The sequence below is a fragment of the Burkholderia sp. E168m15 genome (assembly GCF_016586105.1).
Lineage (GTDB): Bacteria > Pseudomonadota > Gammaproteobacteria > Burkholderiales > Burkholderiaceae > Burkholderia > Burkholderia orbicola.
In genome coordinates this window covers 1-23,845 of sequence record NZ_BCPO01000028.1, presented here as the reverse complement: position 1 = coordinate 23,845, position 23,845 = coordinate 1, and the positions used below count along the sequence as shown (strand labels likewise).

Annotated in this window: 22 protein-coding genes, 3 tRNA genes, 1 pseudogene and 1 riboswitch; of the genes and pseudogenes, 19 read left to right on the top strand and 7 right to left on the bottom strand. The window is 67.0% G+C overall.

The annotated features are described in order from the left end of the window. From JMF86_RS35260 to JMF86_RS04685, 9 genes are all read left to right on the top strand, one after another. Positions 1-261: hypothetical protein (locus JMF86_RS35260; protein ID WP_201316773.1), on the top strand; the 261-nt coding region annotated here is incomplete at its 5' end. Between the two features lie 250 nt (positions 262-511). After that, complete coding sequence (locus JMF86_RS04720) at positions 512-1,192, top strand: GntR family transcriptional regulator (protein ID WP_077178004.1); 681 nt, start codon at positions 512-514, stop codon at positions 1,190-1,192. 6 nt (positions 1,193-1,198) lie between these two features. After that, positions 1,199-2,575 carry an amidase gene (locus JMF86_RS04715; protein WP_027809005.1) on the top strand — a complete coding sequence of 459 codons (1,377 nt, stop codon included), beginning with the start codon at positions 1,199-1,201 and terminating at the stop codon, positions 2,573-2,575. A 149-nt stretch (positions 2,576-2,724) separates the two neighbouring features. Then, on the top strand, positions 2,725-3,237 hold the full coding sequence (locus tag JMF86_RS04710) for a disulfide bond formation protein B (protein ID WP_011544863.1): 513 nt from the start codon (positions 2,725-2,727) through the stop codon (positions 3,235-3,237). 634 nt (positions 3,238-3,871) lie between these two features. After that, entirely contained in the window at positions 3,872-4,876 is a 1,005-nt protein-coding gene (xdhC, locus tag JMF86_RS04705) for a xanthine dehydrogenase accessory protein XdhC (protein WP_012328110.1), read from the top strand. An 18-nt stretch (positions 4,877-4,894) separates the two neighbouring features. After that, entirely contained in the window at positions 4,895-5,920 is a 1,026-nt protein-coding gene (locus JMF86_RS04700; protein ID WP_006476603.1) for an adenosine deaminase, read from the top strand. Positions 5,921-5,947: 27 nt separating this feature from the next. Next, a complete protein-coding gene (locus tag JMF86_RS04695) occupies positions 5,948-6,325 on the top strand; it encodes a hypothetical protein (protein ID WP_082409280.1) in 378 nt (125 codons plus the stop codon). Further along, the gene (gene guaD / locus JMF86_RS04690; RefSeq protein ID WP_054927502.1) at positions 6,322-7,641 is read left to right on the top strand and encodes a guanine deaminase; all 1,320 of its coding nucleotides are present in this window, start codon (positions 6,322-6,324) and stop codon (positions 7,639-7,641) included. Before JMF86_RS04695 ends, guaD begins: the two co-directional genes overlap by 4 nt. A 133-nt stretch (positions 7,642-7,774) precedes the next feature. Next, a riboswitch (yybP-ykoY riboswitch) is annotated at positions 7,775-7,911 on the top strand. Positions 7,912-7,989: 78 nt separating this feature from the next. Further along, positions 7,990-8,562, top strand: coding sequence for a TMEM165/GDT1 family protein (locus JMF86_RS04685; RefSeq protein ID WP_012328109.1), 573 nt, complete (start codon positions 7,990-7,992; stop codon positions 8,560-8,562). Positions 8,563-8,616: 54 nt separating this feature from the next. Here the strand turns inward: JMF86_RS04685 and JMF86_RS04680 are convergent, their stop codons facing one another. Further along, a complete protein-coding gene (locus JMF86_RS04680) occupies positions 8,617-9,327 on the bottom strand; it encodes a DUF4136 domain-containing protein (RefSeq protein WP_054927501.1) in 711 nt (236 codons plus the stop codon). A 187-nt stretch (positions 9,328-9,514) separates the two neighbouring features. Here JMF86_RS04680 and pepN point away from each other — a divergent pair, with 187 nt between their 5' ends. The 4 genes from pepN (at position 9,515) to JMF86_RS04660 (ending at position 14,661) form a co-directional block, all read left to right on the top strand. Further along, on the top strand, positions 9,515-12,208 hold the full coding sequence (gene pepN / locus JMF86_RS04675; protein WP_027813810.1) for an aminopeptidase N: 2,694 nt from the start codon (positions 9,515-9,517) through the stop codon (positions 12,206-12,208). Between the two features lie 282 nt (positions 12,209-12,490). Next, positions 12,491-13,504: a class 1 fructose-bisphosphatase gene (locus JMF86_RS04670; RefSeq protein ID WP_012328107.1), complete on the top strand. Its 1,014-nt coding sequence runs from the start codon at positions 12,491-12,493 to the stop codon at positions 13,502-13,504. Between the two features lie 206 nt (positions 13,505-13,710). After that, positions 13,711-13,786 (top strand) — tRNA-Thr (locus JMF86_RS04665). Between the two features lie 620 nt (positions 13,787-14,406). After that, entirely contained in the window at positions 14,407-14,661 is a 255-nt protein-coding gene (locus JMF86_RS04660) for a GlsB/YeaQ/YmgE family stress response membrane protein (protein WP_006476609.1), read from the top strand. Positions 14,662-14,741: 80 nt separating this feature from the next. Here the strand turns inward: JMF86_RS04660 and JMF86_RS04655 are convergent. From JMF86_RS04655 to JMF86_RS04645, 3 genes and pseudogenes are all read right to left on the bottom strand, one after another. After that, positions 14,742-14,885 (bottom strand): annotated as a pseudogene (locus JMF86_RS04655) (TlpA family protein disulfide reductase); the annotation flags it as partial. Between the two features lie 5 nt (positions 14,886-14,890). Continuing rightward, complete coding sequence (locus JMF86_RS04650) at positions 14,891-17,263, bottom strand: TonB-dependent receptor (RefSeq protein ID WP_201316772.1); 2,373 nt, start codon at positions 17,261-17,263, stop codon at positions 14,891-14,893. A 128-nt stretch (positions 17,264-17,391) separates the two neighbouring features. Continuing rightward, on the bottom strand, positions 17,392-17,781 hold the full coding sequence (locus JMF86_RS04645) for a DUF2946 domain-containing protein (RefSeq protein WP_027813808.1): 390 nt from the start codon (positions 17,779-17,781) through the stop codon (positions 17,392-17,394). Between the two features lie 197 nt (positions 17,782-17,978). Here JMF86_RS04645 and JMF86_RS04640 point away from each other — a divergent pair, with 197 nt between their 5' ends. Then, positions 17,979-18,125 (top strand): hypothetical protein, encoded by a 147-nt coding sequence (locus tag JMF86_RS04640; RefSeq protein ID WP_006476612.1) that lies wholly within the window; start codon positions 17,979-17,981, stop codon positions 18,123-18,125. Positions 18,126-18,348: 223 nt separating this feature from the next. After that, on the top strand, positions 18,349-18,942 hold the full coding sequence (locus tag JMF86_RS04635; RefSeq protein WP_027808998.1) for a chorismate mutase: 594 nt from the start codon (positions 18,349-18,351) through the stop codon (positions 18,940-18,942). A 30-nt stretch (positions 18,943-18,972) separates the two neighbouring features. Here the strand turns inward: JMF86_RS04635 and JMF86_RS04630 are convergent, their stop codons facing one another. After that, on the bottom strand, positions 18,973-20,100 hold the full coding sequence (locus JMF86_RS04630) for an exonuclease domain-containing protein (protein ID WP_006476614.1): 1,128 nt from the start codon (positions 20,098-20,100) through the stop codon (positions 18,973-18,975). Between the two features lie 141 nt (positions 20,101-20,241). After that, the gene (locus tag JMF86_RS04625) at positions 20,242-20,445 is read right to left on the bottom strand and encodes a cold-shock protein (protein WP_006476615.1); all 204 of its coding nucleotides are present in this window, start codon (positions 20,443-20,445) and stop codon (positions 20,242-20,244) included. A 392-nt stretch (positions 20,446-20,837) separates the two neighbouring features. On the opposite strand from JMF86_RS04625, the gene JMF86_RS04620 reads away from it, so the two are divergent. Next, a complete protein-coding gene (locus JMF86_RS04620) occupies positions 20,838-21,104 on the top strand; it encodes a hypothetical protein (RefSeq protein ID WP_011544851.1) in 267 nt (88 codons plus the stop codon). A 503-nt stretch (positions 21,105-21,607) separates the two neighbouring features. Continuing rightward, the gene (locus tag JMF86_RS04615) at positions 21,608-22,759 is read left to right on the top strand and encodes a porin (RefSeq protein ID WP_012328103.1); all 1,152 of its coding nucleotides are present in this window, start codon (positions 21,608-21,610) and stop codon (positions 22,757-22,759) included. Positions 22,760-22,853: 94 nt separating this feature from the next. Here JMF86_RS04615 and greB read toward each other — a convergent pair whose 3' ends face one another. Beyond that, a complete protein-coding gene (gene greB / locus JMF86_RS04610; protein ID WP_006476618.1) occupies positions 22,854-23,417 on the bottom strand; it encodes a transcription elongation factor GreB in 564 nt (187 codons plus the stop codon). A gap of 129 nt (positions 23,418-23,546) precedes the next feature. On the opposite strand from greB, the gene JMF86_RS04605 reads away from it, so the two are divergent. Both JMF86_RS04605 and JMF86_RS04600 read left to right on the top strand, forming a co-directional pair. After that, positions 23,547-23,623, top strand: a tRNA-Arg gene (locus tag JMF86_RS04605). Positions 23,624-23,689: 66 nt separating this feature from the next. Then, positions 23,690-23,766: transfer RNA gene (locus tag JMF86_RS04600), tRNA-Arg, on the top strand. The last annotated feature ends 79 nt before the right edge of the window (positions 23,767-23,845 follow it).

Genomic DNA, 23,845 nt, shown 5'->3' with positions numbered 1-23,845 from the left:
CGGCTTCAGCGGCGCGGCCGTCGCAGCGCCATCACCGACGGCGCCTGCCGCACCGGGCGCACCCGGCTCGGATGCGGCCGTGACGGGCGATGCGCCGTCATCGGCGACGTTTTGCGCGGCGGCCTGCGGGGCCGGCGCATCGGGTGTTTTCGCCGGATCGGGACGGGGGAATCGGAAGAAGCGGAAGAGGTGCCGGGCAGACCGGCCGAAGAAGGCGTGTTTTCGCTCATGACGATGGTCTGGTGCGTCGCTCGCGCGTAAGGATAGACGAGGATTCATTATGCTTCAGTGCACGATCGCGCGGCAAACCTGCAACATCCTGTCGATATTGTTGCAAGTCGATGGCAAGTCGCGCCGAAGAGCGGCTGCCTCACGCACCGGCGCTGCCCGTTTGACGTCAACCTCGCTGGACATCAGTGATATATCACAATAATATCCAGGGATCGCCCCCACGCTTCCCGAGCATCCGCGCCATGATGGCGCCCCTTCCGACCCCGATGCCGCAATCGCCATGAGCACCCTGACCGACGTCACCCGCGCCCGCCCCGCCGCGTCGCCGGCCAGCCTCGCCGATCGCGCGTACGCGCTGATCCAGCGGGACATCATCACGATGCGCCTGAAGCCGGGCGCCGCGCTCAACGAAGCCGACCTCGTTGCACGCACCGGAATCGGCCGCACGCCGGTGCACCAGGCCGTGCATCGGCTCGTGCTCGAAGGGCTGCTGTCCGTGATACCGCGCAAGGGCTTGATGGTGCAGCCGCTCTCGCTCGACGACATCGTCGCGGTGATCGACGTGCGGCGCATCAACGAAGCGCACTGCGCCGAACTCGCCGCGCGCCATGCAACGCCCGACGATCTCGCGCGCCTGGCCGCGCTGCTCGACGATGGGCAGGCCTGCGTCGACACGCACGACGTCGAGGGCATGATGGAGCTCGACCGCGCGTTTCATCAGACGATCGCCGCGGCCGCGCGCAATGCGGTGCTCGCCGACATCCTGCGCGCGCTGCATGAGCGCTCGCTGCGCTTCTGGTTCGTCACGCTGTCCGAACCGCACCATCTCGCCGACGTCCAGCACGAGCATCGCGCGCTGTTCGACCGGCTGTCCGCCCGCGACGCCGCCGGCGCGCGCGCGGCCGTCGAAGGCCATATCGATTCGTTCCGCTCCACGCTTCTTCAACATCTTCGCCCCTGAGCCGCCATGACCACTTTCACGCCGTTCCCCCCGCTCGCCCAGCTCGCCGCCGACCTCGCCGCCGGCCGGACCACGAGCCGCGCGCTCGTCGACACCGCGCTCGACCGGATCGCCGATCCGTCGGGACAGGGCGCCGTCGTCTTCACCGAAGTCGATGCGGACAATGCCCGCGCGGCCGCCGACGCACACGACCGGCTGCGCGCCGCGGGCACCGTGCTGTCGCCGCTCGCGGGCATTCCGGTGTCGGTCAAGGACCTGTTCGACGTCGCGGGCCAGGTCACGCGCGCGGGGTCGCGCGTGCTCGACGGCGCGCCGGCCGCGCGCACCGATGCGGTCGCGGTCGCGCGGCTCAAGCGGGCGGGCGCGGTGCTGGTCGGCCGCACCAACATGAGCGAGTTCGCGTTCTCCGGGCTCGGGCTGAATCCGCACTTCGGCAACCCGCGCTCGCCGTACCACCGCGACGTGCCGGGCGACGCGCGGATTTCGGGCGGCTCGTCGTCGGGGGCGGCCGCGTCGGTCGCCGACGGGATGGCCGCCGTCGCGCTCGGCACCGACACCGGCGGCTCGATCCGCATTCCGGCCGCGCTGTGCGGGCTGACGGGCTTCAAGCCGACCGCGAGCCGAATTCCGACGCAAGGCGGCGTACCGCTGTCGACGACGCTCGACTCGTTCGGCCCGATCGGCCTGACGGTCGCGTGCTGCGCACTGGTCGACCGGATGCTGGCGGGGCTCGAGCCGCACGTGCCGGCCGCCCGGCCGCTCGAAGGCGTACGGCTCGGCGTGCTGACGAACTACGTGACGGACGGCGTCGATGCCGACGTCGCGGCCGCGCTCGACACCGCGCTCAAGCATCTCGAAGCCGCCGGCGCGATCGTCACCGAAGTGCGCTTCCCCGCGCTCGACCGGCTGCCGGAGATCAACCGTTTCGGCTTCTCGCCGATCGAGGCGTACGCGTGGCATCGTCCGCTGCTCGCCACGCATCGCGACCAGTACGACCCGCGCGTGCTGACGCGCATCCTGAAGGGCGAACCGGCGAGCGCGGCCGACTATCTCGATCTGCTCGCCGCACGCGCCGCGATGCTCGACGAAGCCGCGCACACGGTCTGGTCGCGCTTCGATGCGCTCGTCGCGCCGACGGTGCCGGTCGTGCCGCCGCGCATCGCCGAACTCGAAACGGACGACGACGCGTTCACGCGCACCAACGCGCTGATCCTGCGCAACCCGAGCGCGTTCAACTTCCTCGATGCGTGCGGGCTGTCGCTGCCGTGCCATCCGCGCGACGCGGCGCCGGTCGGCCTGATGCTCGCGGCGGCGCCGCATCGCGACGACGCGCTGCTCGCGATCGGCCAGTCGGTCGAGGCCGTGCTGAACACGATCCGCTGACCGCGCGAGCCGATGGCAAGCCGGATCGGCGGCGGGCCGCGCCCGCGTGCGGCAGGGTGCCGCACGCGCGCTGTCAGTTTCGTGCCAGACCGTTCGCGCTAAAATCGCGCGATTGTTTTCCGGACCGACCGACGAGGAACCCCGCCGACATGAACGACTACACGCTTGCACTACGCCGCGAACGCCGCCTGCTGATGCTGCTCGGATGGGTGTGCATCGCCCTGCTGGCCGGTGCGCTGTATCTGCAGTACGTGAAGAACGAAGACCCGTGCCCGCTGTGCATCATCCAGCGCTACTTCTTCTGCGCGATCGGGATCTTCGCGTTCCTGGCCGCCGGTATCCGCAACTGGCGCGGCGTCTGGGTGCTCGAACTGCTGATCGCGATCGCCGCGGCCGGCGGTGTCGGCACGGCCGCACGGCACCTGTCGATCCAGATGAATCCGGGCTTCAGCTGCGGCTTCGACACGCTGCAGCCGATCGTCGACAGCCTGCCGCCCGCGCAGTGGTTCCCCGGCATGTTCAAGGTCGCCGGGCTGTGCGAGACCGTCTACCCGCCGATTTTCGGCATCCTGCTGCCCGGCTGGGCGCTGATCGGCTTCGCCGTGATCCTGGTCGCGGTCGTCGCGAGCCTCTGGCGTCATCGCCGCAAGCTGGCGAGCTGATCGGCCAGCCGCGTTGCCGGCCGCAAAACCGGCGGCGCGGCTCGACCGCACGGGCCACGCGCCGCCGGCGAGCGAATCGTCACGCGGCTCCGGCCAACGCCTGCGCCGGCCCTGGCCGGTCGCCGCACGTAAACACCTACCCTGCCGCCACCCGGATTTCCGGGCCCGCGCGCATCGCGCGATCGCCGTGCTCCCGCCCCGTCACGCGTACGTTTGGGCCCGATGTGCATGCATCGGTCCCCCGATCCCGCGCGGCCGGCCTATGATCGACATGATCGCCGCCTGATAGCCCGGATCACCGCCCGGCCATGTTCCCGCCGCGTGGCGGTGCTATCTTCGGGACTGGATGGCGATCTACGTGCGCGTGGCGAGGCGGTTTCACCGCTCCCTGCGTAACGCGCGCCCGATCCGCAATGTCGACTGGATTCATCATGACAACGCAAACCATCCGCATCCGTCACCCTCATGGCGTCCGCGCGTCCGGCGGCGCCGTTCGCGCACGCCGTCAGTCCGCGGCCGCCGCATGGCCTCGGCCGTGCAGCCGGCCGGCCCGGCTCCCGTCCGTCCTCGTTGCCGCCGCGCCCGCCAGCGCGCGCCGCGTGTCGTGCCGCGTCGTCCCGAACGGAGCGTGCTGATGGAAGCCTGGCTCGGCGATCTGCAGCAACTGCTCGCGCACGGCGAAGCGGCCGTGCTCGTGACGGTCGCGCACACCGACGGCTCCGCGCCGCGCGAAGCCGGCACCAAGATGCTCGTCACGCGCGACACGGCCCGCCATACGATCGGCGGCGGTCATCTGGAGTGGAAGGCGATCGAGATCGCGCGGCATCTGCTGAAGGACGGCGCGCACGTGCCGCACGCACGCCGGCTCGAGCGGCTCGCGCTCGGCCCGAGCCTCGGCCAGTGCTGCGGCGGCGCCGTGGTGCTCGCGTTCGAGCGGCTCGACGTCGGCGACCTCGGCTGGATCATGTCGCTCGCGAAGCGCGTGGCGGCCGGCGCCGCGACCGTGCGTAGCGTATCATTCGGCCCCTCGCCGGGCGCGCCGCTGTTGAGCGAGCCCGAATCGGAAGCCGCACGCGCCGACTGCCTGCTGTGGGAAACCGGCGGCGTATCGCTGATGACCGAAACGATCGCGCCGTATGCGTTCCCCGTCGTGCTGTTCGGCGCGGGGCACATCGGCACCGCGCTCGTGAAGGTGCTGGCGACGCTGCCGTGCCACGTGCGCTGGATCGACGGGCCCGATGCGGTGTTCCCGCCGGCCGACGCGCTCGCCGGCATCGGCAACCTCGCGATCGACGCGGCCGCCTCCCCGGCGGACGCGGTCGACGCGGCGCCGCCGCAGTCCTACTTCGTCGTGATGACGCATGACCACGCACTCGATTTCGTGCTGGCCGAGCGCATCCTGCGACGCGGCGACTATGCCTACTTCGGGATGACCGGCTCGCGCACGAAACGCGTGCAGTTCGATCATCGCCTCGCCGCGATCGGCATCGACCCGGCCCAGGTCGCGCGGATGCGCTGCCCGATCGGTGTCGAAGGCATCATCGACAAGGCGCCCGAAGTGATCGCGATCTCGGTGGCCGCGCAGTTGCTGCAGGCCGTCGAGGCGAATGCGTCCGCGCAGGCTTCCCCCACTTACTGACCGACCAAGAACGACGCCATGACCCCGACATTCAAGGACAAGATTGCCCGTGCGCCGAAAGCGGAGCTGCACATCCATATCGAAGGCTCGCTCGAGCCCGAGCTGATCTTCGCGCTCGCGCAGCGCAACGGCGTGAAGCTCGCGTACGACTCGATCGACGCGCTGCGCGCCGCGTACGCGTTCACCGACCTGCAATCGTTCCTCGACATCTACTACGCCGGCGCGAGCGTGCTGCTCACCGAGCAGGATTTCTACGACATGACGGCCGCGTACTGCGAGCGCGCGCTCGCCGACAACGTCGTCCACACCGAACTGTTCTTCGACCCGCAGACGCACACCGAGCGCGGCGTGCCGATCGAGACGGTCGTCGCGGGCATCGAGCGCGCACTCGCCGATGCCGAAGCGCGCGGGCTGTCGAGCAAGCTGATTCTGTGTTTCCTGCGCCACCTGTCCGAAGAAGACGCGCTCGCGACGTTCGAATCCGCGTTGCCGCTGTTCGAACGCTATCGTCATCGCCTGATCGGCGTGGGGCTCGATTCGTCCGAGCTCGGCCATCCGCCGACGAAGTTCGCACGCGTGTTCGAAAAGGCGCGCGCACTCGGGCTGAAGCTCGTCGCGCACGCGGGCGAGGAAGGCCCGCCCGCCTACATCTACGAAGCGCTCGACGTGCTGAAGGTCGACCGGATCGACCACGGCGTGCGCAGCATCGAGGATGCGGCGCTCGTCGAGCGTCTCGCGAAAACGCGCACGGCGCTCACCGTGTGCCCGCTGTCGAACCTGAAGCTGTGCGTGTTCGACGACATGGCGAAGCACACGCTGAAGGCGCTGCTCGATCGCGGCGTGGCGGTGACGATCAACTCCGACGATCCGGCCTATTTCGGCGGCTACGTCAATGAAAACTACTTCGCGACGGCCGAAGGGCTGCAACTCACGGATGCCGAAGTCCATGCGGTGATCCGCAACGGCTTCGAGGCGTCGTTCATCGAACCGGCGCAGCGCGACGCACTGTACGCGCGCCTCGACGCGTACTGGCAGGCCGCGTGACGGCCCGCATCGAGGCACGCTAGACAGATGAAACGCGGCAACCGCATCCGCTTCGCGATTCCCCGTTCGGCCTTGTGCCGGGCCGGGCGCCTGCGTGCATGCAGAGCGATGACGCAGCCCGTCGTCGCCCGCACGCACCGGCCGTCGCGGCTTGCCGTGCCGTTCGCCGTCGTACCGGACGCGGGCATACCGGCTGCGGGCGCAACGGTTGCAGGCGCAACGGCTACGAGGTATGCGGACAACCACTCGCTGACGGCTTCGGCCGCCACGCTCGCCCGCGCCATCGCCTCCGGCCGTGCCGCACATCACGTGCGGCCGCCGCTCGCGAAGCACCGTCCCGCCCCCGTGCGGCATCGATCGCTTTCTTCTGTTCGCCTTACCTTGATGCAGGACCCTTCGTCATGACGCAAACCGCTTTCCGTTCCCAGCTGCTGACCTTCAACGGCGACCCGGCGCAATCGAGCCAGGCCGCGAACTACGAGACCGACGGGCTCCTGATCGTCGACGACGGCAAGGTCGTCGCGGCCGGCCCGTATGCGCCGCTCGCCGCGACCCTTGCGCGCGACGCGGTGGTCCACGACCTGCGCGACAAGCTGATCGTGCCCGGCTTCATCGACACGCACATCCACTATCCGCAGACGGACATGATCGCGTCGCCGGCGCCCGGCCTGTTGCCGTGGCTCGACAAGTACACGTTCCCGACCGAGCGCCAGTTCGGCGACCCCGAGCATGCGCGCGAAGTCGCCGACTTCTTCATCGACGAACTGCTCGCGTGCGGCACGACGAGCGCACTCGTCTACTGCACGGTGCACAAGCAGTCGGCCGATGCGCTGTTCGCCGCGAGCGACGCGCGCGATCTGCGGATGATCGCGGGCAAGGTGCTGATGGATCGCAACTGCCCCGAATTCCTGCGCGACACCGCGCAGTCGGGCTATGACGACAGCGCCGAGCTGATCGACCGCTGGCACGGCAAGGGCCGCCAGATGTACGCGCTCACGCCGCGCTTCGCGCCGACGTCGACCGAGGCGCAGCTGGAAGCGTGCGGCGAACTCGCGCGCCGCCATCCGGACGTGTTCGTGCAGAGCCACGTCGCGGAAAACGTCGACGAGGTGAAATGGGTGGCCGAGCTGTTCCCCGGCCATCGCAGCTATCTCGACATCTACGACCGCTACGGGCTGCTGCGTCCGCGCGCGGTGTACGGTCACTGCATCCATCTCGACGACGAGGATCGCCGCCGGATGGCCGAGACACGCACCGTCGTCGCGCACTGCCCGACATCCAACTTCTTCCTCGGCAGCGGCCTGTTCGACTTCGACAAGGCCGGCGAACATGACGTGCCGGTCACGCTCGCGACCGACGTCGGCGGCGGCACGTCGTTCTCGATGCTGCAGACGATGAACGAGGCGCACAAGGTCGCGCGGCTGTCGGGCCATCACCTGACCGCCACGCGGATGTTCTGGCTCGCGACGGCCGGCGCCGCGCAGGCGCTCGATCTCGCCGACACGGTCGGCACGCTCAAGCCGCGCACCGAAGCCGACTTCGTCGTGCTCGATCCGCAGGCGACGCCGCTGCTCGCGCGCCGCACGAAGCGCGCGGAGTCGCTCGAGGAACTGCTGTTCGCGTTCGCGCTGCTCGGCGACGACCGCGCGGTGTACCGCACCTATGCAGCCGGCGAACTCGTGCACGAGCGCGGCGCCGCGCGCCGCCCGGCCGCCGCGTAACGTCCGCGGGCTGCCTGCGGGCCGTCCGGCATGCGCGGCCGCCTGGCCGTCGTGCATGCCGGTAATCGAAATCCTCCGGTGCGCGGCACGGCGGCCTGGCCGCTTTCCGGCGTGCAACGGGCCATGCTAGAATTCGCCCCTCATTGGGGAGTAGCCGCTCCGCTCGATGTCCCGCGCCCCGGCGCGCATCGTGACGGAGGCGTCCGTCAACAGACTTGGCCGTTCGGCCATGGCGGACGCAGCCACGTTGGCCTGGCGAGACCGATGGTTCACTGCGCGCCGCATCAGGGCCCGGCGCGCGGCGAATCGTCGCTCGCACGCACAACAACGGCCCGTGGAACCCCATTCGTGTCCCAAGCCTTCCTGATCTCCACCGGCGCCGTCGCCCTCGCTGAAATCGGCGACAAGACCCAACTGCTTTCCCTCGTTCTGGCCGCGCGCTATCGCAAGCCGGTGCCGATCATTCTGGGCGTGCTCGTCGCGACGCTCGTCAACCACGGTTTCGCCGGCGCGCTCGGCGAATGGCTGGGCGTGCTCGTGACGCCGTCGATCATGCGCTGGGCGCTCGCGTTCTCGTTCATCGCGATGGGGCTGTGGATTCTCGTACCGGACAAGCTCGACGAGGACGAAGCCAATGCGACCCGCTCGCGGCTCGGCGTGTTCGGCGCGACGCTGGTGGCGTTCTTCCTCGCGGAAATGGGCGACAAGACGCAGATCGCGACCGTCGCGCTGGCCGCACGCTTCCAGGATTACATCGGCGTGGTGGCCGGCACCACGTTCGGGATGATGCTCGCGAACGTGCCGGCGATCCTGCTCGGCGACCGTTTCGCGCACCGTCTGCCGACGAAGCTCGTACACGGGATCGCGGCCGTGCTGTTCGTCGTGCTCGGCGCGCTGGCGCTGTTGGGTGTCGGGGTCTGACAGACAGGAAGGTGGCTGGCGCGGCCGGACGGCCGCGCCGAGTTGGCCGTCGCGCTACTTCGCGACGGCCGCGCCCGAGGCGGGCGCCGCCGGCACCGCGCGCTCGTTGGCGGCCGGCGCCGCCGGCCCGCCGCGCTTGTCGACCGGCAGCCGGACCGTGCGGACCGCGCCGTTCGACAACGGGAAATCGGCGAGCGCGCTGCGCGCGAGGAACGGCATCGCGTACAGCAGCGTGCCGTTGTCGCCGGTCGTACGCGCCGACACGTTGTAGACCTCCTTGCCCGTCGCGCGCTCGGTGATGCGGATGCCCAGCGTGTAGTCGAACACCTGGTAGGTCTGCGCGACATAGCCGGCCGGCATCGGCCCCCAGGGGCCCCACGGACCCCAGGGACTCCATGGCCCGCCCCGCCAGTACGGCCCGGGGCCCATGAACCACGGGTCATAGTAGACCGGCTGCGGCACCGTCACGAGATCGCTGCCGACCGCATAGGTCAGCCCGACGAGATAGCGTGCCTGCGACTGCGGCACCTGTCGGAACGCATACGCGGACAACTCGTTCGCAACGATCGGCTCGTAGGTCGACTGTTCGATGCTGTTCTTCTGCGCGTCCGTGCGCGTGAACGCATAGGTGCGGGTCGCGTCACTGCCGCTCCAGTCGGAGAAGGCCGTGACCCGGGTGGTCACGTAGCTGGTGCAGCCGGTCAGCAGCGCGACGCACAGCGCCGCCGCCCAGCCCGCACCGCGAAAAATCCATTCGCGTTTCATGTTGATCCTCGTCGATCCGTCACCCGTTCGTCGCACCGCGCGAAGCACAACGGGATGCCGATAATACGCGGACTCCCGGAAGCGGTAAAAAGTTCGCCCGGCACGCAGCCGCAAGCCTTTGTACAATGGCCCGGTTCGCCTGGCCCGCGCGACGGGCCCGTCCCCCACTCCACCGATCTCGACGACCATGTCCGACAACGCCTCCTCCACCGTGATCCGCCGCGCCGACTACACGCCGCCGGCCTTCCTCATCGATTCCGTCGCACTCGAATTCGATCTCGCGCCGGCCCGCACGATCGTCAGGAATACGATGCGCGTGCGCCGCAATCCGGATGCCGCGCCCGCGCCGCATCTGGAGCTGATGGGCGAGGCGCTCGAATTCCTCGGCGCGCGGCTGGACGGCGCGCCGCACGGCGCGGTGCGCGCGCACGAGCACGGGCTGACGGTCGAGAACGTGCCCGACGCTTTCGAGCTGACGCTCGAAAGCGCGTGCGCCCCCGACCAGAATACGACGCTGTCGGGCCTGTACGTGTCGAGCGGCAACTTCTTCACGCAGTGCGAAGCCGAAGGCTTTCGCCGCATCACCTACTTCCTCGACCGCCCCGACGTGATGGCGTCGTACACGGTCACGCTGCGCGCCGACAAGGCCGCGTACCCGGTGCTGCTGTCGAACGGCAACCTCGTCGATTCGGGCGACCTGCCCGACGGCCGCCACTTCGCGAAATGGGAAGACCCGTTTCGCAAGCCGAGCTACCTGTTCGCGCTGGTCGCGGGCAAGCTCGTCGCGATCGAGGAAACGATCACGACCGGCTCCGGCAAGGAAAAGCTGCTGCAGGTGTGGGTCGAACCGGCCGATCTGGACAAGACGCGTCACGCGATGGATTCGCTGATCCACTCGATCCGCTGGGACGAAAAGCGCTTCGGCCTCGAGCTCGATCTCGACCGCTTCATGATCGTCGCGGTCGGCGACTTCAACATGGGCGCGATGGAGAACAAGGGGCTCAACATCTTCAACACGAAGTACGTGCTGGCGAACCCCGAGACCGCGACCGACACCGATTTCGCGAACATCGAGTCGGTGGTCGGCCACGAGTACTTCCACAACTGGACCGGCAACCGCGTGACCTGCCGCGACTGGTTCCAGTTGAGCCTGAAGGAAGGCCTGACGGTGTTCCGCGACCAGGAGTTCTCGGCCGACATGGCCGCGGGCGACGAGGTCGAATCGGCGGCCCGCGCGGTCAAGCGCATCGAGGACGTGCGCGTGCTGCGCCAGTTGCAGTTCGCCGAGGACGCCGGCCCGATGGCGCACCCGGTGCGCCCGGAGAGCTACGTCGAAATCAATAACTTCTACACGATGACCGTCTACGAGAAAGGCTCGGAAGTCGTGCGGATGTACCAGACGCTGTTCGGCCGCGACGGCTTCCGCAAGGGGATGGATCTCTACTTCAAGCGCCACGACGGCCATGCGGTGACCTGCGACGACTTCCGCCACGCGATGGCCGACGCGAACGGGCGCGACCTCGCACAGTTCGAGCGCTGGTACAGCCAGGCCGGCACGCCGCGCGTGTCGGTGCGTACCGCGTACGACGCGGCCGCGCGCCGCTATACGGTCACCCTCGCGCAAGGCTACGGCGACGCGTCGCCGGCCGCGCGCGAAACGCAGCAAGGGCCGCTGCTGATCCCGTTCGCGATCGGCCTGATCGGCCGCGACGGCCGCGACCTGCCGCTGCGTCTGGACGGCGAAGCCGCCGCATCGGGCACGACGCGCGTGCTCGAATTCACCGACACCGAGCAGACCTTCACGTTCGTCGACGTGCCGGAAGCACCGCTGCCGTCGCTGCTGCGCAACTTCTCGTCGCCGGTGATCGTCGAGTACGACTACAGCGACGACGATCTCGCGTTCCTGCTCGCGCACGACAGCGATCCGTTCAACCGCTGGGAGGCCGGCCAGCGCCTCGCGACGCGCGCGCTGCTGACGCTCGCCGCGCGTGCCGCCGCCAACGCGCCGCTCACGCTCGGCGAGAACTTCGTCGCAGCGTTCCGCCGCGTGCTGACCGATGAAAGCCTGTCGCCGGCATTCCGCGAACTCGCGCTGACGCTGCCGTCGGAAACCTACCTCGCCGACCAGATGGCCGAGGCCGATCCGGCCGCCGTGCATCGCGCGCGCCAGTTCGTGCGTCGCCAGCTCGCGACCGCGCTGCGCGCCGACTGGCTCGCCGCGTACGAGCAGCACCAGACGCCCGGCGCCTACGAGCCGACGCCGGAAGCCTCGGGCCGCCGCGCGCTGAAGAACCTCGCGCTCGCGTATCTCGCCGAACTCGAGGACCCGGCCGATGCCGTGCGCCTCGCCACCGCCCAGTACGACGCGGCGAACAACATGACCGATCGCGCGGCGGCGCTCGGCGCGCTGCTGTCCGCGGCCGCCGCGGGCGCGAACGAACCGGCCGAGAAGGCGCTCGACGACTTCTACCGTCGCTTCGAGAAGGAAGCGCTCGTGATCGACAAGTGGTTCGCGATGCAGGCGGCGCAACGCGGTACGCCCGCGCAGCCGACGCTCGCGAAGGTGCGCAAGCTGCTCGCGCACCCGGCGTTCAATCTGAAGAATCCGAATCGCGCGCGCTCGCTGATCTTCAGCTTCTGCGCGGCCAATCCCGCGCAATTCCACGCGGCGGACGGTTCGGGCTACGCGTTCTGGGCCGAACAGGTGCTCGCGCTCGACGCGATCAACCCGCAGGTCGCGGCACGCCTCGCACGCTCGCTCGAACTGTGGCGCCGCTTCACGCCGGCGCTGCGCGACCGGATGCGCGACGCGCTCGAACAGGTCGCCGCCGGCGCGAAATCGCGTGACGTGCGCGAGATCGTCGAGAAGGCGCTCGCGTAACTCGCGCGTTCGACCTGTCGCGTTCGCACGCTCGAGCCGGTGCCGCTTCCCGCGGCGCCGGCTTTTTTATTGCACGACCACGGCTGTAACCGCACCCAATCGCGGGGTCGGACCGCTCGGACGGCCTGCGCGACCAAGCGCGCCCCGCCCGGCGTCGCCGCCCGATACCGCGCCGATTCGGTGGCCCGGCCATGTAACCGGACGAAAAAAGCCGGCGGCACCGAAGGCGCGACGGGTAAAATTGCGGCCATTCAAGGATTCTTTGGCCTTTCGGAGTCTGTCATGTCCATTGCCCGCCGCACCACGCTGTCGAAGTTCCTGATCGAACAGCAACGTGAGACCAACAACCTCCCCGCCGACCTGCGCCTGCTGATCGAAGTCGTCGCCCGCGCGTGCAAGGCGATCAGCTACAACGTGTCGAAGGGCGCGCTCGGCGACGCGCTCGGCACCGCCGGCAGCGAGAACGTCCAGGGCGAAGTGCAGAAGAAGCTCGACATCCTGTCGAACGAGATCCTGCTCGACGCGAACGAATGGGGCGGCAACCTCGCCGCGATGGCATCGGAAGAAATGGAAACGTTCTTCCCGATCCCGGCGAACTACCCGCGCGGCGAATACCTGCTCGTGTTCGATCCGCTCGACGGCTCGTCGAACATCGACGTGAACGTGTCGATCGGCACGATCTTCTCGGTGCTGCGCTGCCCGGACGGCAAGCAAGCGACCGAGGAATCGTTCCTGCAGCCCGGCACCGAACAGGTCGCGGCCGGCTACGCCGTATACGGCCCGCAGACGGTGTTCGTGCTGACGACCGGCAACGGCGTGAACTGCTTCACGCTCGACCGCGAAGTCGGCTCGTGGGTGCTCACGCAGAGCAACATGCAGATCCCGGCCGACACGCGCGAATACGCGATCAACGCATCGAACGCACGCCACTGGTACGACCCGGTCAAGCGCTACGTCGACGAGCTGAACGCCGGCAAGGACGGCCCGCGCGGCGACAACTTCAACATGCGCTGGATCGCGTCGATGGTGGCCGACGTGCACCGGATTCTGAATCGCGGCGGCATCTTCATGTACCCGGCCGACAAGCGCACGCCCGATCGTCCGGGCAAGCTGCGCCTGATGTATGAAGCGAACCCGATGTCGTTCATCGTCGAACAGGCGGGCGGCGCGGCGACGACCGGTACGCAGCGCATCATGGAAGTGCAGCCCACCGGCCTGCACCAGCGCGTGCCCGTGTTCCTCGGTTCGAAGAACGAAGTCGAGCGCGTGACCGGCTATCACGACGAAGCAAAATAATTGCACTGCAGCACTGGACGAGGGTGCGAGACATCAGTACAATCGCGCCTTCGCGATGTGGCCCTAACGGGTCGCGTCGCAGTGAAGTGAAAGCGGAAAGTCCGCCGGATCGAAGGTTTCGCGAAGCAGCCGCAGCAAGCTGAAAAAATTTCGCAAAACCTATTGCCAAGATCGCGGATTTCACCATATAATTTCATTTCTCTGCTGCCGGTGTAGCTCAGTTGGTAGAGCAGCGCATTCGTAATGCGAAGGTCGTAGGTTCGACTCCTATCTCCGGCACCAAGATATAAAGGCCTGACAAGCATCGCTTGTCAGGCCTTTTCTATTTTCCGGCGCCGAAATCCTGCAGTCCCTCGGCGACGCACTGTCCCATCACACAGTCCACGATCTTCGCGTCCGCGTTCGGCAACCGCATGCGCACGTTGTCCGTCGCGATCATCGTGGCGGCACATTGTCTGCGCAACCCCGTCGACACCTCCGCACGACATTTCCCCCCATTCACACCCGTCGATCGTATCGGCCGCCCCTCGCGGTCTGCGGCGGCACGACCTCCCGCGGCCATGACGACGAAAGCCGGCTGCTCGACGTGAATGCAACGGCATCCTCATCTCGTGCAGCCCGACGGGCCCGTGCTCGCCTCCGGCACGACGCATACGCAGGCGACATGGCCGTCACATCGATCTCCTGCTCACCCTGCATCGCGCACACACGAGTCGTACCGTACCCAGACAAATCCCCTGGAAAATCTGCTTAAGGGTGCATAACATTACTTAACGATCCTGACCCGTCTATCGCGTTACATTGCGTGGGCGGCGCGACGGCCGCATGCCGCTTTCAACCCGCTTGCGGCGTGCGACAGCCGGTGCCCGGTCATTTCGACTCAACCCAAGGAGAGGACCACCATGACTCATGGCTTGATTATGTGGCTCATCATCGGCGCGATCGCCGGTTGGCTTGCCGGCTTGCTCGTGAAGGGCGGCGGCTTCGGGCTGATCGTCGACATCATCGTCGGGATCGTCGGTGCGGTGATCGGCGGCTGGCTTGCCGGGCTGCTCGGCATCAGCATCGGCAGCGGCTTCATCGGCTCGGTGATCGTCGCGGTCATCGGCGCGGTGATCCTGCTGTTCGTGATCCGGCTATTCAGGCGAGCGGCCTGACGTTTCTCTCCACGCGCCTTCGGGCGCGTTTTCGCATCGGGCGCGGCGCACGGCCGGTTCGCCGCGCGCCACCGGCTCCGTCAGCGCTTCGCGTGCCGCCACCTGCCGTCGAGCACGTCTGCCTTCAGCAATCCGCTGCGCGCTTCATGCACGCCATCGCGCCCGATCCACACGGGGCGCGACATCGCCCCTCGCCATCCCGCATCGAGCGCCGCCCGCGGCCTCGATTTCACAGCGACCATTTCAGTTCTCCATAGAACGTGCGGCCCGGATACGGGTGGAACGTGTAGTAGCGGCGGTCCGTCACGTTGTCGATGCCGACCGACGCGGTCCAGTGACGATCGAAGCGGTAGCGCGCCTTCAGATCGACGACCGTGAACGAACTCGTGCCGCCGTAGACGTCCGGATTCACGTCGCTGTTGTCGAGCGTGTTGAACTGGCGGCCCGAGTAGCGCACGCCGACGCTCGTGAGCCAGTGCTCGTCGAAGCGATACGACGCGAGCAGGTTCGCGCGCATGCGAGGAATGCGCGGGAAACGCGAACCGACGTAGGCCGGGTTCGCGGCATCGGCGAGGATCTGCGCGTTGCTCGCCGATACGTTCGCGTCGAGATCGAGCCCACGCACCCCGACGTTCTCGCCGCTGAACGCGAGTTCGACGCCGCGCACGCGCACGCGGTCGACGTTCGAGACGTTGGTGACGGTGGTCGCGCCCGACACCGTCGTCTGGCTGTAGATCGAGTCGCGCAGATCGCTCTGGAATACGCTGGCGCGCACGACGCCGACGCCCACGTCGCGTTCGGCCGTGAAGTCCCAGTCGATCGCCTTCTCCGGCCGCAGGTTCGGGTTGTTGTTGACGATCGCGTTGTTCGAGATCGTGCCCTGGAACAATTCGCCGACCGTCGGGAACCGCGTGCCGGTCGCGAACGACAGCCGGAAGCGCCAGACCTCCGTCGCGTCCCACTGCAGCGCGACTTTCGGCGACAGCGCGTTCGCGCCGCGGTCCGCATAGCCGAGCGTGCCGCGCGCATTGCCGAGCGCGCCGCCATACGCATCCCAGCGCTCGTAGCGCAGCCCGAGCGTCGCGAGCCAGCGCGGCGCGAAACGCCACGCGTCCTGCCCGAACAGTGCCTGCGTGCGCGTGTCGCCGCGATAGACGCTCGCGAGCGACGTGGTCGGGCCGGCCAGCCAGTCGGCCGTGTTGTACGTGACGTTGCGCAGGAAGTAGTTGTCGTAGTGATAGCCGAACGTGAACGTATGACCTTTCACTACCGGCGCCTCGGCCTTCAGATCGAGCGTGCGCCAGCCGGTGCCGTCGCCCTGGAACAGCGTGCCCGCCCCACCCTGCACGGTCGAGGCCGCGCGCAGCACGTCGCGCGACACGTCGTACGCCGACACGACGCCTGACAGCCGCCAGCCGGAATCGAGCCGGCCGTTCAACCCGAGCGCGTACAGCCAGTTCTCCTGGTCGCCGCGCTGCGGCGCGAACGCGTTCGGCGCGACCGTCATGTTCTGGCCGCCGATCGACACGTTGCCGCCGTAGACGGGATTGCCCGCCGCATCTCGCAGGAAGGTCTCGCCGTGCTGCCGGTAATGGTTCTCCCAATGCCCCAGCGTCAGCGTCGCATCGACGTGATCGGTAAACGCATAGCCCATCCGGACCGTCTCGTTGAGCTGTTCGGTCCGCTCGATCGTCTGCGCGCCGACGATGGTCCGCGGCTTGCCGTTGGGGCCGAGGTCGGTCGCGGCGCCCGTCACCGGCACGGCGGCGCCCAGTTTCGGGTTGTAGGCCGAATTGGGGCTCGCGTACTGCATCGGCTGGCCGTTGTTTTCCAGCCGGTCGAGCGACAGCGCGAACCAGAACCGGCCGACGCGGTTCGCGATCCGCGCGGTCTGGTGATTGCCGCCGAAGCTGTCGGCAAAGCCGTAGCCGTCGTGGTAGCGCTGCGTAAAGAACTGCGTCGACAGCGACGCCTCGAGTTGTTCCGGGCGGCGCGTGGTGAGCAGCACGGTGGAGCCGATCGCGTTGCCCGGATAGAGCGAGGAAAAGGGGCCATAGAGCACGTCGACGCGCGCGATGTCGTCGGGCGGAATCAGCGACCAGCGCGGCGGGTATGCATAGCTCGAACCGAGCAGGTTCGACAGCAGCACGCCGTCCGCATAGACGAGCCCGCGCGCGCTCTGCAGTTCGTTGAAGTCGCGACCCGCGAATATGCTGTTGCGGTCACCGATGTAGCGCTTGCGGACCATCAGGTTCGGCACGTACTTCAGCGCGTCCTCGGTGGTGACGTTGGTGTGCGCATCGATCTGCTCGCGCGTAATTGACGTGACGACGGCCGGCGTATCCGGGTCGACCGGTTGCCGCTGCGCGGTCACGCTGACGGCGCTCAGCGTATCGCCGGCCGGTGCGGACGCTGCCGCGACGCCGGCGGCAGCCGGCGCGGCGGTCGCAGTGGTCGGGGGACGATCGACGCCACCGCCGCGGGCGGTCCCGGCGCGGACATCGTCGGTGGCAGCCGCGTAAGCGGCCGGCCATGCGAAAGCGGCCGCGCAGGCGAGCGCGAGCCGGCCGCGCGAGGGCCGCGCGGCAAAGGTGAACGACATGAGTGAGTTCCTGAAAACGTGATCGGACGCCGCCGGACACAGGGGCGCAAGCCGCGCACGAACGGCGCGACGCGCGGACCGGGGCCGCGGGCGGCTCGCGCGCCACCGGGGCGCGCGGACGACATCAATCAGACCGGAACGTTTTCAGGCGGGGCGCGCGGCTGCGCGAGACGGATGCCCTTGCGGGGCACATCGGAAACGACCGGCGCGGCCACCCGATACGCGAACGTGCGCACGAAGCCCGGCAGCGCGGGCAGGCTCGTGCCGAGCGCGACGTTGGCCGCGAAGCCGGGGCAGTACACGCAATGCGGGACGCCGGCATGGTCGAGCGACGACGTGTCGTGGTCGTCGTCCGCTTGCGCGAGCACGACCTGACGCGCGCCCGCTGCACTGCACAACTCGAGCGTGAGGGTGCCGGAGCCGCTCGACGCGAGACGCGCGTAGCCGACGACGGGCGACAGTACGTTCAGTACCAGCGCCAGCCATACGAGGCCGATCCATCGCGTCGTTCGTCTCATCGCGGTCCAGGAAAAAGTGCGCGCAAGTATAACAAGCGGCCCGATTGTTGCCGATCGCGAAGCGGCAATACCGGGCATCGCACTTCGCGTCGGAGCGCATGTGCCGTTAATACAACAGAGACAAAATCTAACGATTCGCCGCTGGCATAAATTCGAGCGCGAGGTTGATAATCATTGAACCTGCTGGAGAAACGATCATGGACGAAAGACCAACTCGCATGCCACCGCCGGAGCAAGTGATGAGCCCGGATCCGGAACCCGTCGGCGTGGAATTCCTCGCCGAATTGCCTGAGCACGTTCGGGCATTCTTCGACGAGCAGCACAAGCTGTACGCGCCGAAGTGAACGTCAGTCCGGTTCTGTAACCGCCGCGTGTCGATCCTCGCTATCGTGCGGTTCCTCCGTGCGCTTCGCGCGCAATTCGCCTCGCACCCGGGCCGCAACAGCCTGACGGTGCCGGATCAGCACGCCTGCTGATTCTCCTGTCGCGACGCTACGCCGCGCGACTGTCTTCGTCTATTCTTCTGGTTTTCCACGTCCGGCCCGCCCGGCTCTCCCGATCGTTCCGATGAAGCAAGCCATTCGTGCCAGCCTCGCTGTCGCCGCGCTCGGCGTCGCCCTCCTTTCGTCGCCGCATACCGCCCGTGCAGACGGCGACGACACCGCCCTCACCAACGTCGTTGCGCTCGCGTCGCAGCGCCTCGCGCTCGCCGAACCCGTGGCGCGATGGAAATGGGCGAATCACAAGGCCATCGAGGACCGGCCGCGCGAAGCGGCCCTGCTCACCGAGGTCGAAAAACGTGCCGTCCAGGCCGGCGTCGATCCCGCGTTCGCCCGAACGTTCTTCGAGGATCAGATCACGGCAAGCAAGGACGTGCAGAACGCACTGTTCGCGACCTGGCGCACGACGCGGCCGCCGGAAGGCGCGCCGCCCGATCTCGCCACCAGCACGCGGCCGGCACTCGACCGGCTGACGCAGAAGATGCTCTCCGGTCTCGCGCAGGTCGCCCCGCTTCGCGAGGCGCCTGATTGCCAGGCGCGGCTCGCGCGCAGCATCGCGAACTGGAAGACGCTCACGCGCTACGACTCCACGCAGACGCAGGCGCTCGATACCGCGCTGTCGCACGTCTGCTCCGCCGGCGGGGCCAGCGCGATCGGCTGACGCGGGTGCAGTGACGGAGGCCTGCGGCGCTCAATCCGCCGGCGTGAGCGCCACGAGCGGAATCACTTGCAGGCCGCGCGCGAGATGCGTCTGCAGCAGGCGATGGGTGAACGGTTCGAACGTGCCGTCCGTCGCGTCGGCCACGAGCCGCGCGGCCGCATCGAGCGACTCCGCCGAACCGAGATAGCACCAGCCGTCGATCACGTGAAACAGGCGGCGCTCGCCGCTCGCCTCGAACGCGACGGCGCCTTCGAACGGCCAGGGCGCCCCGCCCGCGCGGACGGCGTCGGCTGCGGGGCGCCGGTTGTACGACGGGCGCAACCGCGCGATCCATTGCGCTTCGGCGAGCATCGCCCCCAGCTCGTTGCCGGTCTCGCGCCATTCGACGCGCCGCACCTGCTGCGCGAGCCGCATTTCCTTCGACGAGCGGCGCTCGCCGGTCAGCAGCGCACGCAGCCGCTGCCGCACGCGCACACTGCGGCCGACATACAGCGCTTCGTCACGCTCCCCGAACAGCGCATACGCGCCGCACCCTGCCGGCGCTGTATCCAGCCAGGCCTCGGTGAGATCGCCGCCCAGACGGAAATGGCGCGTCGTCCGCGCGATCTGCTCGCGCAGCCGCTCGAGCGGCACGATGTCGTGCAACTGGCGCCAGAACTGCCAGAGCAGGTCGGCATCGGCCAGCGCGCGATGGCGCGCGGCCGGAACGAGCCCATGCCGTTCGATCAACGCGTCCAGCCCATGCCGCGATTCGCGCGGAAACAGCGCGCGCGACAGCCGCACCGTACAGAGCACATCGGGATTGAAGGCCAGCCCCGCGCGCTCGAATTCAGCGCGCAGGAAGCCGCGGTCGAAGCTCGCGTTGTGCGCGACGAACAGCTTGCCGTCGAGCCGCTCGAACAGTGCCGGCGCGAGCGACGCGAACGTCGGCGCGTCACGCACCATCGCGTCCGAAATGCCCGTCAGTTGCTGGATGAACGGCGGAATCGCCTGCCCCGGATTGACGAGGCTCGTCCACGTCGATACGCCGAGCGGCCCGATTTCGACCACGCCGATTTCGGTGATGCGGTGATCGGCGAGCGAGCCGCCGGTGGTTTCAAGGTCGACGAAGACGAGCGGCTGTTCGCTGGCGGGATCGGACGGACGGGAATCGGACATGAAAAGACTGGGAAACGATGCTTCCGTGAGTATGCACCGGCAGGCGCACTCGCGACCAGCCCGGACCGGGTCGTTCCGTCCCCGGAAAGCAAAAAGCCCCCGCGATGCGGGGGCCGGACGTGATCGGCAATGCGTGGCGCGTCAGACCGCCTGGATATTCGCTGCCTGCTTGCCTTTCGGCCCGACTTTGACGTCGAACGAGACACGCTGGTTTTCCTTCAGCGTCTTGAAGCCGTCCATCCGGATTTCGGAAAAGTGCGCAAACAAATCTTCACCGCCATTGTCCGACGTAATAAAACCAAAGCCTTTAGCATCGTTAAACCATTTCACGATACCGGTATCCATGTCTTCGTTCCCCACTCGATAAGATCAAAAAAGCTATTTTTATAGCCGTTACCCGAAACCCGAAACATTGCGCCGGCACCCGCACCAGCACGCCGCCCGAGGACGGAGTGCTGACTTTATAAATTGGACAATCCGGGTGCGTCAAGAAAATTTTTGGCGGCTCTTTTATCGAAAAGATGCTAATACCACTGGAATCGGCACACCATCGCCTTTGATTAATTGATTCGCATCAAAAACCTGTCAATATTACCGGGACCGGATCGTTAATAATGCGGGCCGTGAAATTCCTACCGGGGACAAATCGACCCGGTAAAATCCTCGGGTTTTTTCCGGGTTGCGGAAATCCGGGGACGTTGCGATCCTGAATCAACGCCGAAAGGAAGGAGAGGGTCATGTGGCTGGACGGAATCAAGCGCTTCGCGAGCCGGCTCGGACGCGTACGTCGCAAGTCCCGCGCCCTGGCCGAGTCCGCGCGCGAAGCGCCGTGCGACACCGAATTCGATATGACGTGGCACGGCGATCACTGGCAGAACCTGCTCGCATCGCCCCTGGATGCCCGTCACTACGTGATGGAAGACTGGACCTACACGCCGCCGCCGGTCGAAGCAGAAGATGCCGCGCCCGCGGGCAAGCGCAAGCGCCGCTCGTACACGCGGTAAGCGCACCGGGCAGCGGGGCAAAAAAAAAGCGCGACTGGGAAGTCGCGCCGACAAAGGTTTGGAGATCTTTTCCGTCAACGAAAAAGTCTGCTTCGGAAAGCAGAGATCGCAGTATAGCGAGAGAACCACCTTTCATTATCCATGCTCCACACAAACCTCTATTGCCGATGTGTCAATAATCGCGCTATAGCCGCTCCTGTCCGCTGCTGACCGTCTGTCGCACACGCGCAACGCCCGTTACGTACTCCTGATCGCTATTTCCCTTCGCCGCACTGCCGCAAACCCTTACCGGGCAATGGTTTCCGCGTTTTTTTCAATTTTTGCGGATTCCAAAATACACTATTTCTTAAAGTGTGAGCCGCGCCCGCTTCGCACCCTCCGTACACTGCGGATGGATTTCTGATAAGCGCACCGCCGCTCTGCCGGGCCGGCTACAGCGTCAAGCAAAACACGGCCAGTCCGCCGCAGGTTCGATCGACATCATCCTGTTTGGAGACAGATCCATGAAAAAAACCCTGATCGTCACCGCGTTGTCGGGTGTATTCGTTACCGCAGCCCATGCTCAAAGCAGCGTTACGCTGTACGGCCTGATCGATGCAGGCATCACCTACACGAACAATCAGGGCGGGCATAGCTCATGGTCGGAACGCAGCGGCCAGATCAACGGCAGCCGCTGGGGCCTGCGCGGCACGGAAGATCTCGGCGGCGGACTGAAAGCCATCTTCGTGTTGGAGAACGGCTTCAACATCGCCAACGGCACGCTGGGCCAAAATGGCCGCGAGTTTGGCCGCCAGGCGTTCGTCGGCCTGTCGCAAGACCAGTTTGGCTCCGTCACCCTCGGTCGCCAATACGATAGCGTCGTCGATTACATCGGGCCGCTGTCGCTGACCGGCACGCAATTCGGCGGCACCCAATTTGCCCACCCGTTCGACAACGACAACCTGAACAATTCGTTCCGGATCAATAACTCGGTCAAATATACGAGCGTCAATTTCGGCGGCCTGAAGTTCGGCGCGTTGTACGGCTTCTCGAACAGCAACCAGTTCTCGAACAACCGCGCATACAGCGCGGGGGTGTCGTACACCTACGCCGGCTTCAACATCGGCGCCGGCTACCTGCAGTTGAACAATGACATCTCGGGCCTCACGGCAGCTGCGGTCACCAACAGCGCCGGTGCGGTGGCAGGCGACAACACGTTCGTCGGCAAGCGTCAGCGCGTGTTCGGCGGCGGCCTGAACTACACGTTCGGCCCCGCAACGGCCGGCTTCGTATTCACGCAAACGCGGGTGAACCGGGCGCTCGGCATCTCCGCGGGCGCCTCGGGCGTGTCGAGCGGCCTGGGTCTCGACGGCACGTTCGCCCGCTTCAACAACTACGAAGTGAACGCGCGCTACGCGCTCACGCCGGCCTTGTCGCTGGCCGGGTCGTACACGTACACCGCCGGCTTCCTGGACGGCCGTCATCCGGGCTGGAATCAGTTCAACCTGCAGACCGACTATGCGCTGTCCAAGCGGACCGACGTGTATGTGCAAGGCGTGTATCAGCGAGTCAGCACGGACGGCCTGGGCATCGGCGCCTATGTCAATGGCCTCGGTGGCGCTTCGTCGACCAACAAGCAGATCGCGGTGACCGCCGGCCTGCGCCATCGCTTCTGAGCAACCGGCAGCGCCAACGCCAACGCAACGTACGCGCGAATAAAAAAGCGCCCACATCGGGGCGCTTTTTCTTGGCTGCATCGGACCGATACGCTCAGGCGTCGCCCCGCGCCGGATACCGGACGTCGAGTATGTCGATCGGCTGCGGGCCGGCCGGCGTCATCAGCGTGACGGTGTCGCCGATCTTCGCCTTGATCAGCGCACGCGCGACGGGCGAAATCCAGCTGACGCAGCCGCGATCGAGGTCGACCTCGTCGATCCCGACGATCGTCACCGTGTGATCCTCGCCGTCCGGCGTCTCGTAATCGACCGTCGCGCCGAAGAACACCTGGTCGACATTCTCCTGCCGGCTCGCGTCGACGACTTCGGCGAGGTCGAGTCGCTTCGTCAGGAAGCGGATGCGGCGATCGATCTCCCGAAGCCGCCGCTTGCCGTAGATGTAGTCGCCGTTCTCCGACCGGTCGCCGTTCGATGCGGCCCACGACACGAGCCGCACGACCTCGGGGCGCTCGACGTCGATCAGGTTCAGCAGCTCGTCCCGCAGCCGCTTGTGGCCGGCCGGCGTGATGTAGTTTTTCGCACCCGCCGGAATCGCGGGTTGAGCCTGGTCGAGATCGTCGTCGTCACCGTCCGACTCTTTGACAAACGCCTTGTTCATGATGCAGATTCAACGTGGATGACTGATCCCCCAAGGGTACACGAAGGGCGGCCGGCCAAGGCCATGGCACCAAATTCGCGAATAAGGCTTCCCTTTTTATACGACTCTGCTATACTTCCGCTTCTGCGTGCGGCTGTAGCTCAGTTGGATAGAGTACTTGGCTACGAACCAAGGGGTCGTGGGTTCGAATCCTGCCAGCCGCGCCACTTTTTCGAGGGCCTTCCGAACCGAAGGCCCTTTCAGTTCGAAGCAGTAGAAGTTTGTTGTTGCGTGCGGCTGTAGCTCAGTTGGATAGAGTACTTGGCTACGAACCAAGGGGTCGTGGGTTCGAATCCTGCCAGCCGCGCCACTTTTTTTGGGGGCCTTCCCATCGCAGAAGGTTCCGACAGTTGAAGCAGTACCGTTTTGCGTGCGGCTGTAGCTCAGTT

What these genes read in the sequence shown, in the direction of transcription:
- xdhC (WP_012328110.1), top strand. Translation starts at nt 3,872, where the DNA reads ATGGAAGCCTGGCTCGGCGATCTGCAGCAACTGCTCGCGCACGGCGAA.
- JMF86_RS04630 (WP_006476614.1), bottom strand. Translation starts at nt 20,100, where the DNA reads ATGTCCGATTCCCGTCCGTCCGATCCCGCCAGCGAACAGCCGCTCGTC.
- JMF86_RS04700 (WP_006476603.1), top strand. Translation starts at nt 4,895, where the DNA reads ATGACCCCGACATTCAAGGACAAGATTGCCCGTGCGCCGAAAGCGGAG.
- JMF86_RS04715 (WP_027809005.1), top strand. Translation starts at nt 1,199, where the DNA reads ATGACCACTTTCACGCCGTTCCCCCCGCTCGCCCAGCTCGCCGCCGAC.
- JMF86_RS04615 (WP_012328103.1), top strand. Translation starts at nt 21,608, where the DNA reads ATGAAAAAAACCCTGATCGTCACCGCGTTGTCGGGTGTATTCGTTACC.
- pepN (WP_027813810.1), top strand. Translation starts at nt 9,515, where the DNA reads ATGTCCGACAACGCCTCCTCCACCGTGATCCGCCGCGCCGACTACACG.
- JMF86_RS04710 (WP_011544863.1), top strand. Translation starts at nt 2,725, where the DNA reads ATGAACGACTACACGCTTGCACTACGCCGCGAACGCCGCCTGCTGATG.
- JMF86_RS04660 (WP_006476609.1), top strand. Translation starts at nt 14,407, where the DNA reads ATGACTCATGGCTTGATTATGTGGCTCATCATCGGCGCGATCGCCGGT.
- guaD (WP_054927502.1), top strand. Translation starts at nt 6,322, where the DNA reads ATGACGCAAACCGCTTTCCGTTCCCAGCTGCTGACCTTCAACGGCGAC.
- JMF86_RS04625 (WP_006476615.1), bottom strand. Translation starts at nt 20,445, where the DNA reads ATGGATACCGGTATCGTGAAATGGTTTAACGATGCTAAAGGCTTTGGT.
- greB (WP_006476618.1), bottom strand. Translation starts at nt 23,417, where the DNA reads ATGAACAAGGCGTTTGTCAAAGAGTCGGACGGTGACGACGACGATCTC.
- JMF86_RS04635 (WP_027808998.1), top strand. Translation starts at nt 18,349, where the DNA reads ATGAAGCAAGCCATTCGTGCCAGCCTCGCTGTCGCCGCGCTCGGCGTC.
- JMF86_RS04720 (WP_077178004.1), top strand. Translation starts at nt 512, where the DNA reads ATGAGCACCCTGACCGACGTCACCCGCGCCCGCCCCGCCGCGTCGCCG.
- JMF86_RS04620 (WP_011544851.1), top strand. Translation starts at nt 20,838, where the DNA reads ATGTGGCTGGACGGAATCAAGCGCTTCGCGAGCCGGCTCGGACGCGTA.
- JMF86_RS04640 (WP_006476612.1), top strand. Translation starts at nt 17,979, where the DNA reads ATGGACGAAAGACCAACTCGCATGCCACCGCCGGAGCAAGTGATGAGC.
- JMF86_RS04680 (WP_054927501.1), bottom strand. Translation starts at nt 9,327, where the DNA reads ATGAAACGCGAATGGATTTTTCGCGGTGCGGGCTGGGCGGCGGCGCTG.
- JMF86_RS04695 (WP_082409280.1), top strand. Translation starts at nt 5,948, where the DNA reads ATGAAACGCGGCAACCGCATCCGCTTCGCGATTCCCCGTTCGGCCTTG.
- JMF86_RS04650 (WP_201316772.1), bottom strand. Translation starts at nt 17,263, where the DNA reads ATGTCGTTCACCTTTGCCGCGCGGCCCTCGCGCGGCCGGCTCGCGCTC.
- JMF86_RS04645 (WP_027813808.1), bottom strand. Translation starts at nt 17,781, where the DNA reads ATGAGACGAACGACGCGATGGATCGGCCTCGTATGGCTGGCGCTGGTA.
- JMF86_RS04670 (WP_012328107.1), top strand. Translation starts at nt 12,491, where the DNA reads ATGTCCATTGCCCGCCGCACCACGCTGTCGAAGTTCCTGATCGAACAG.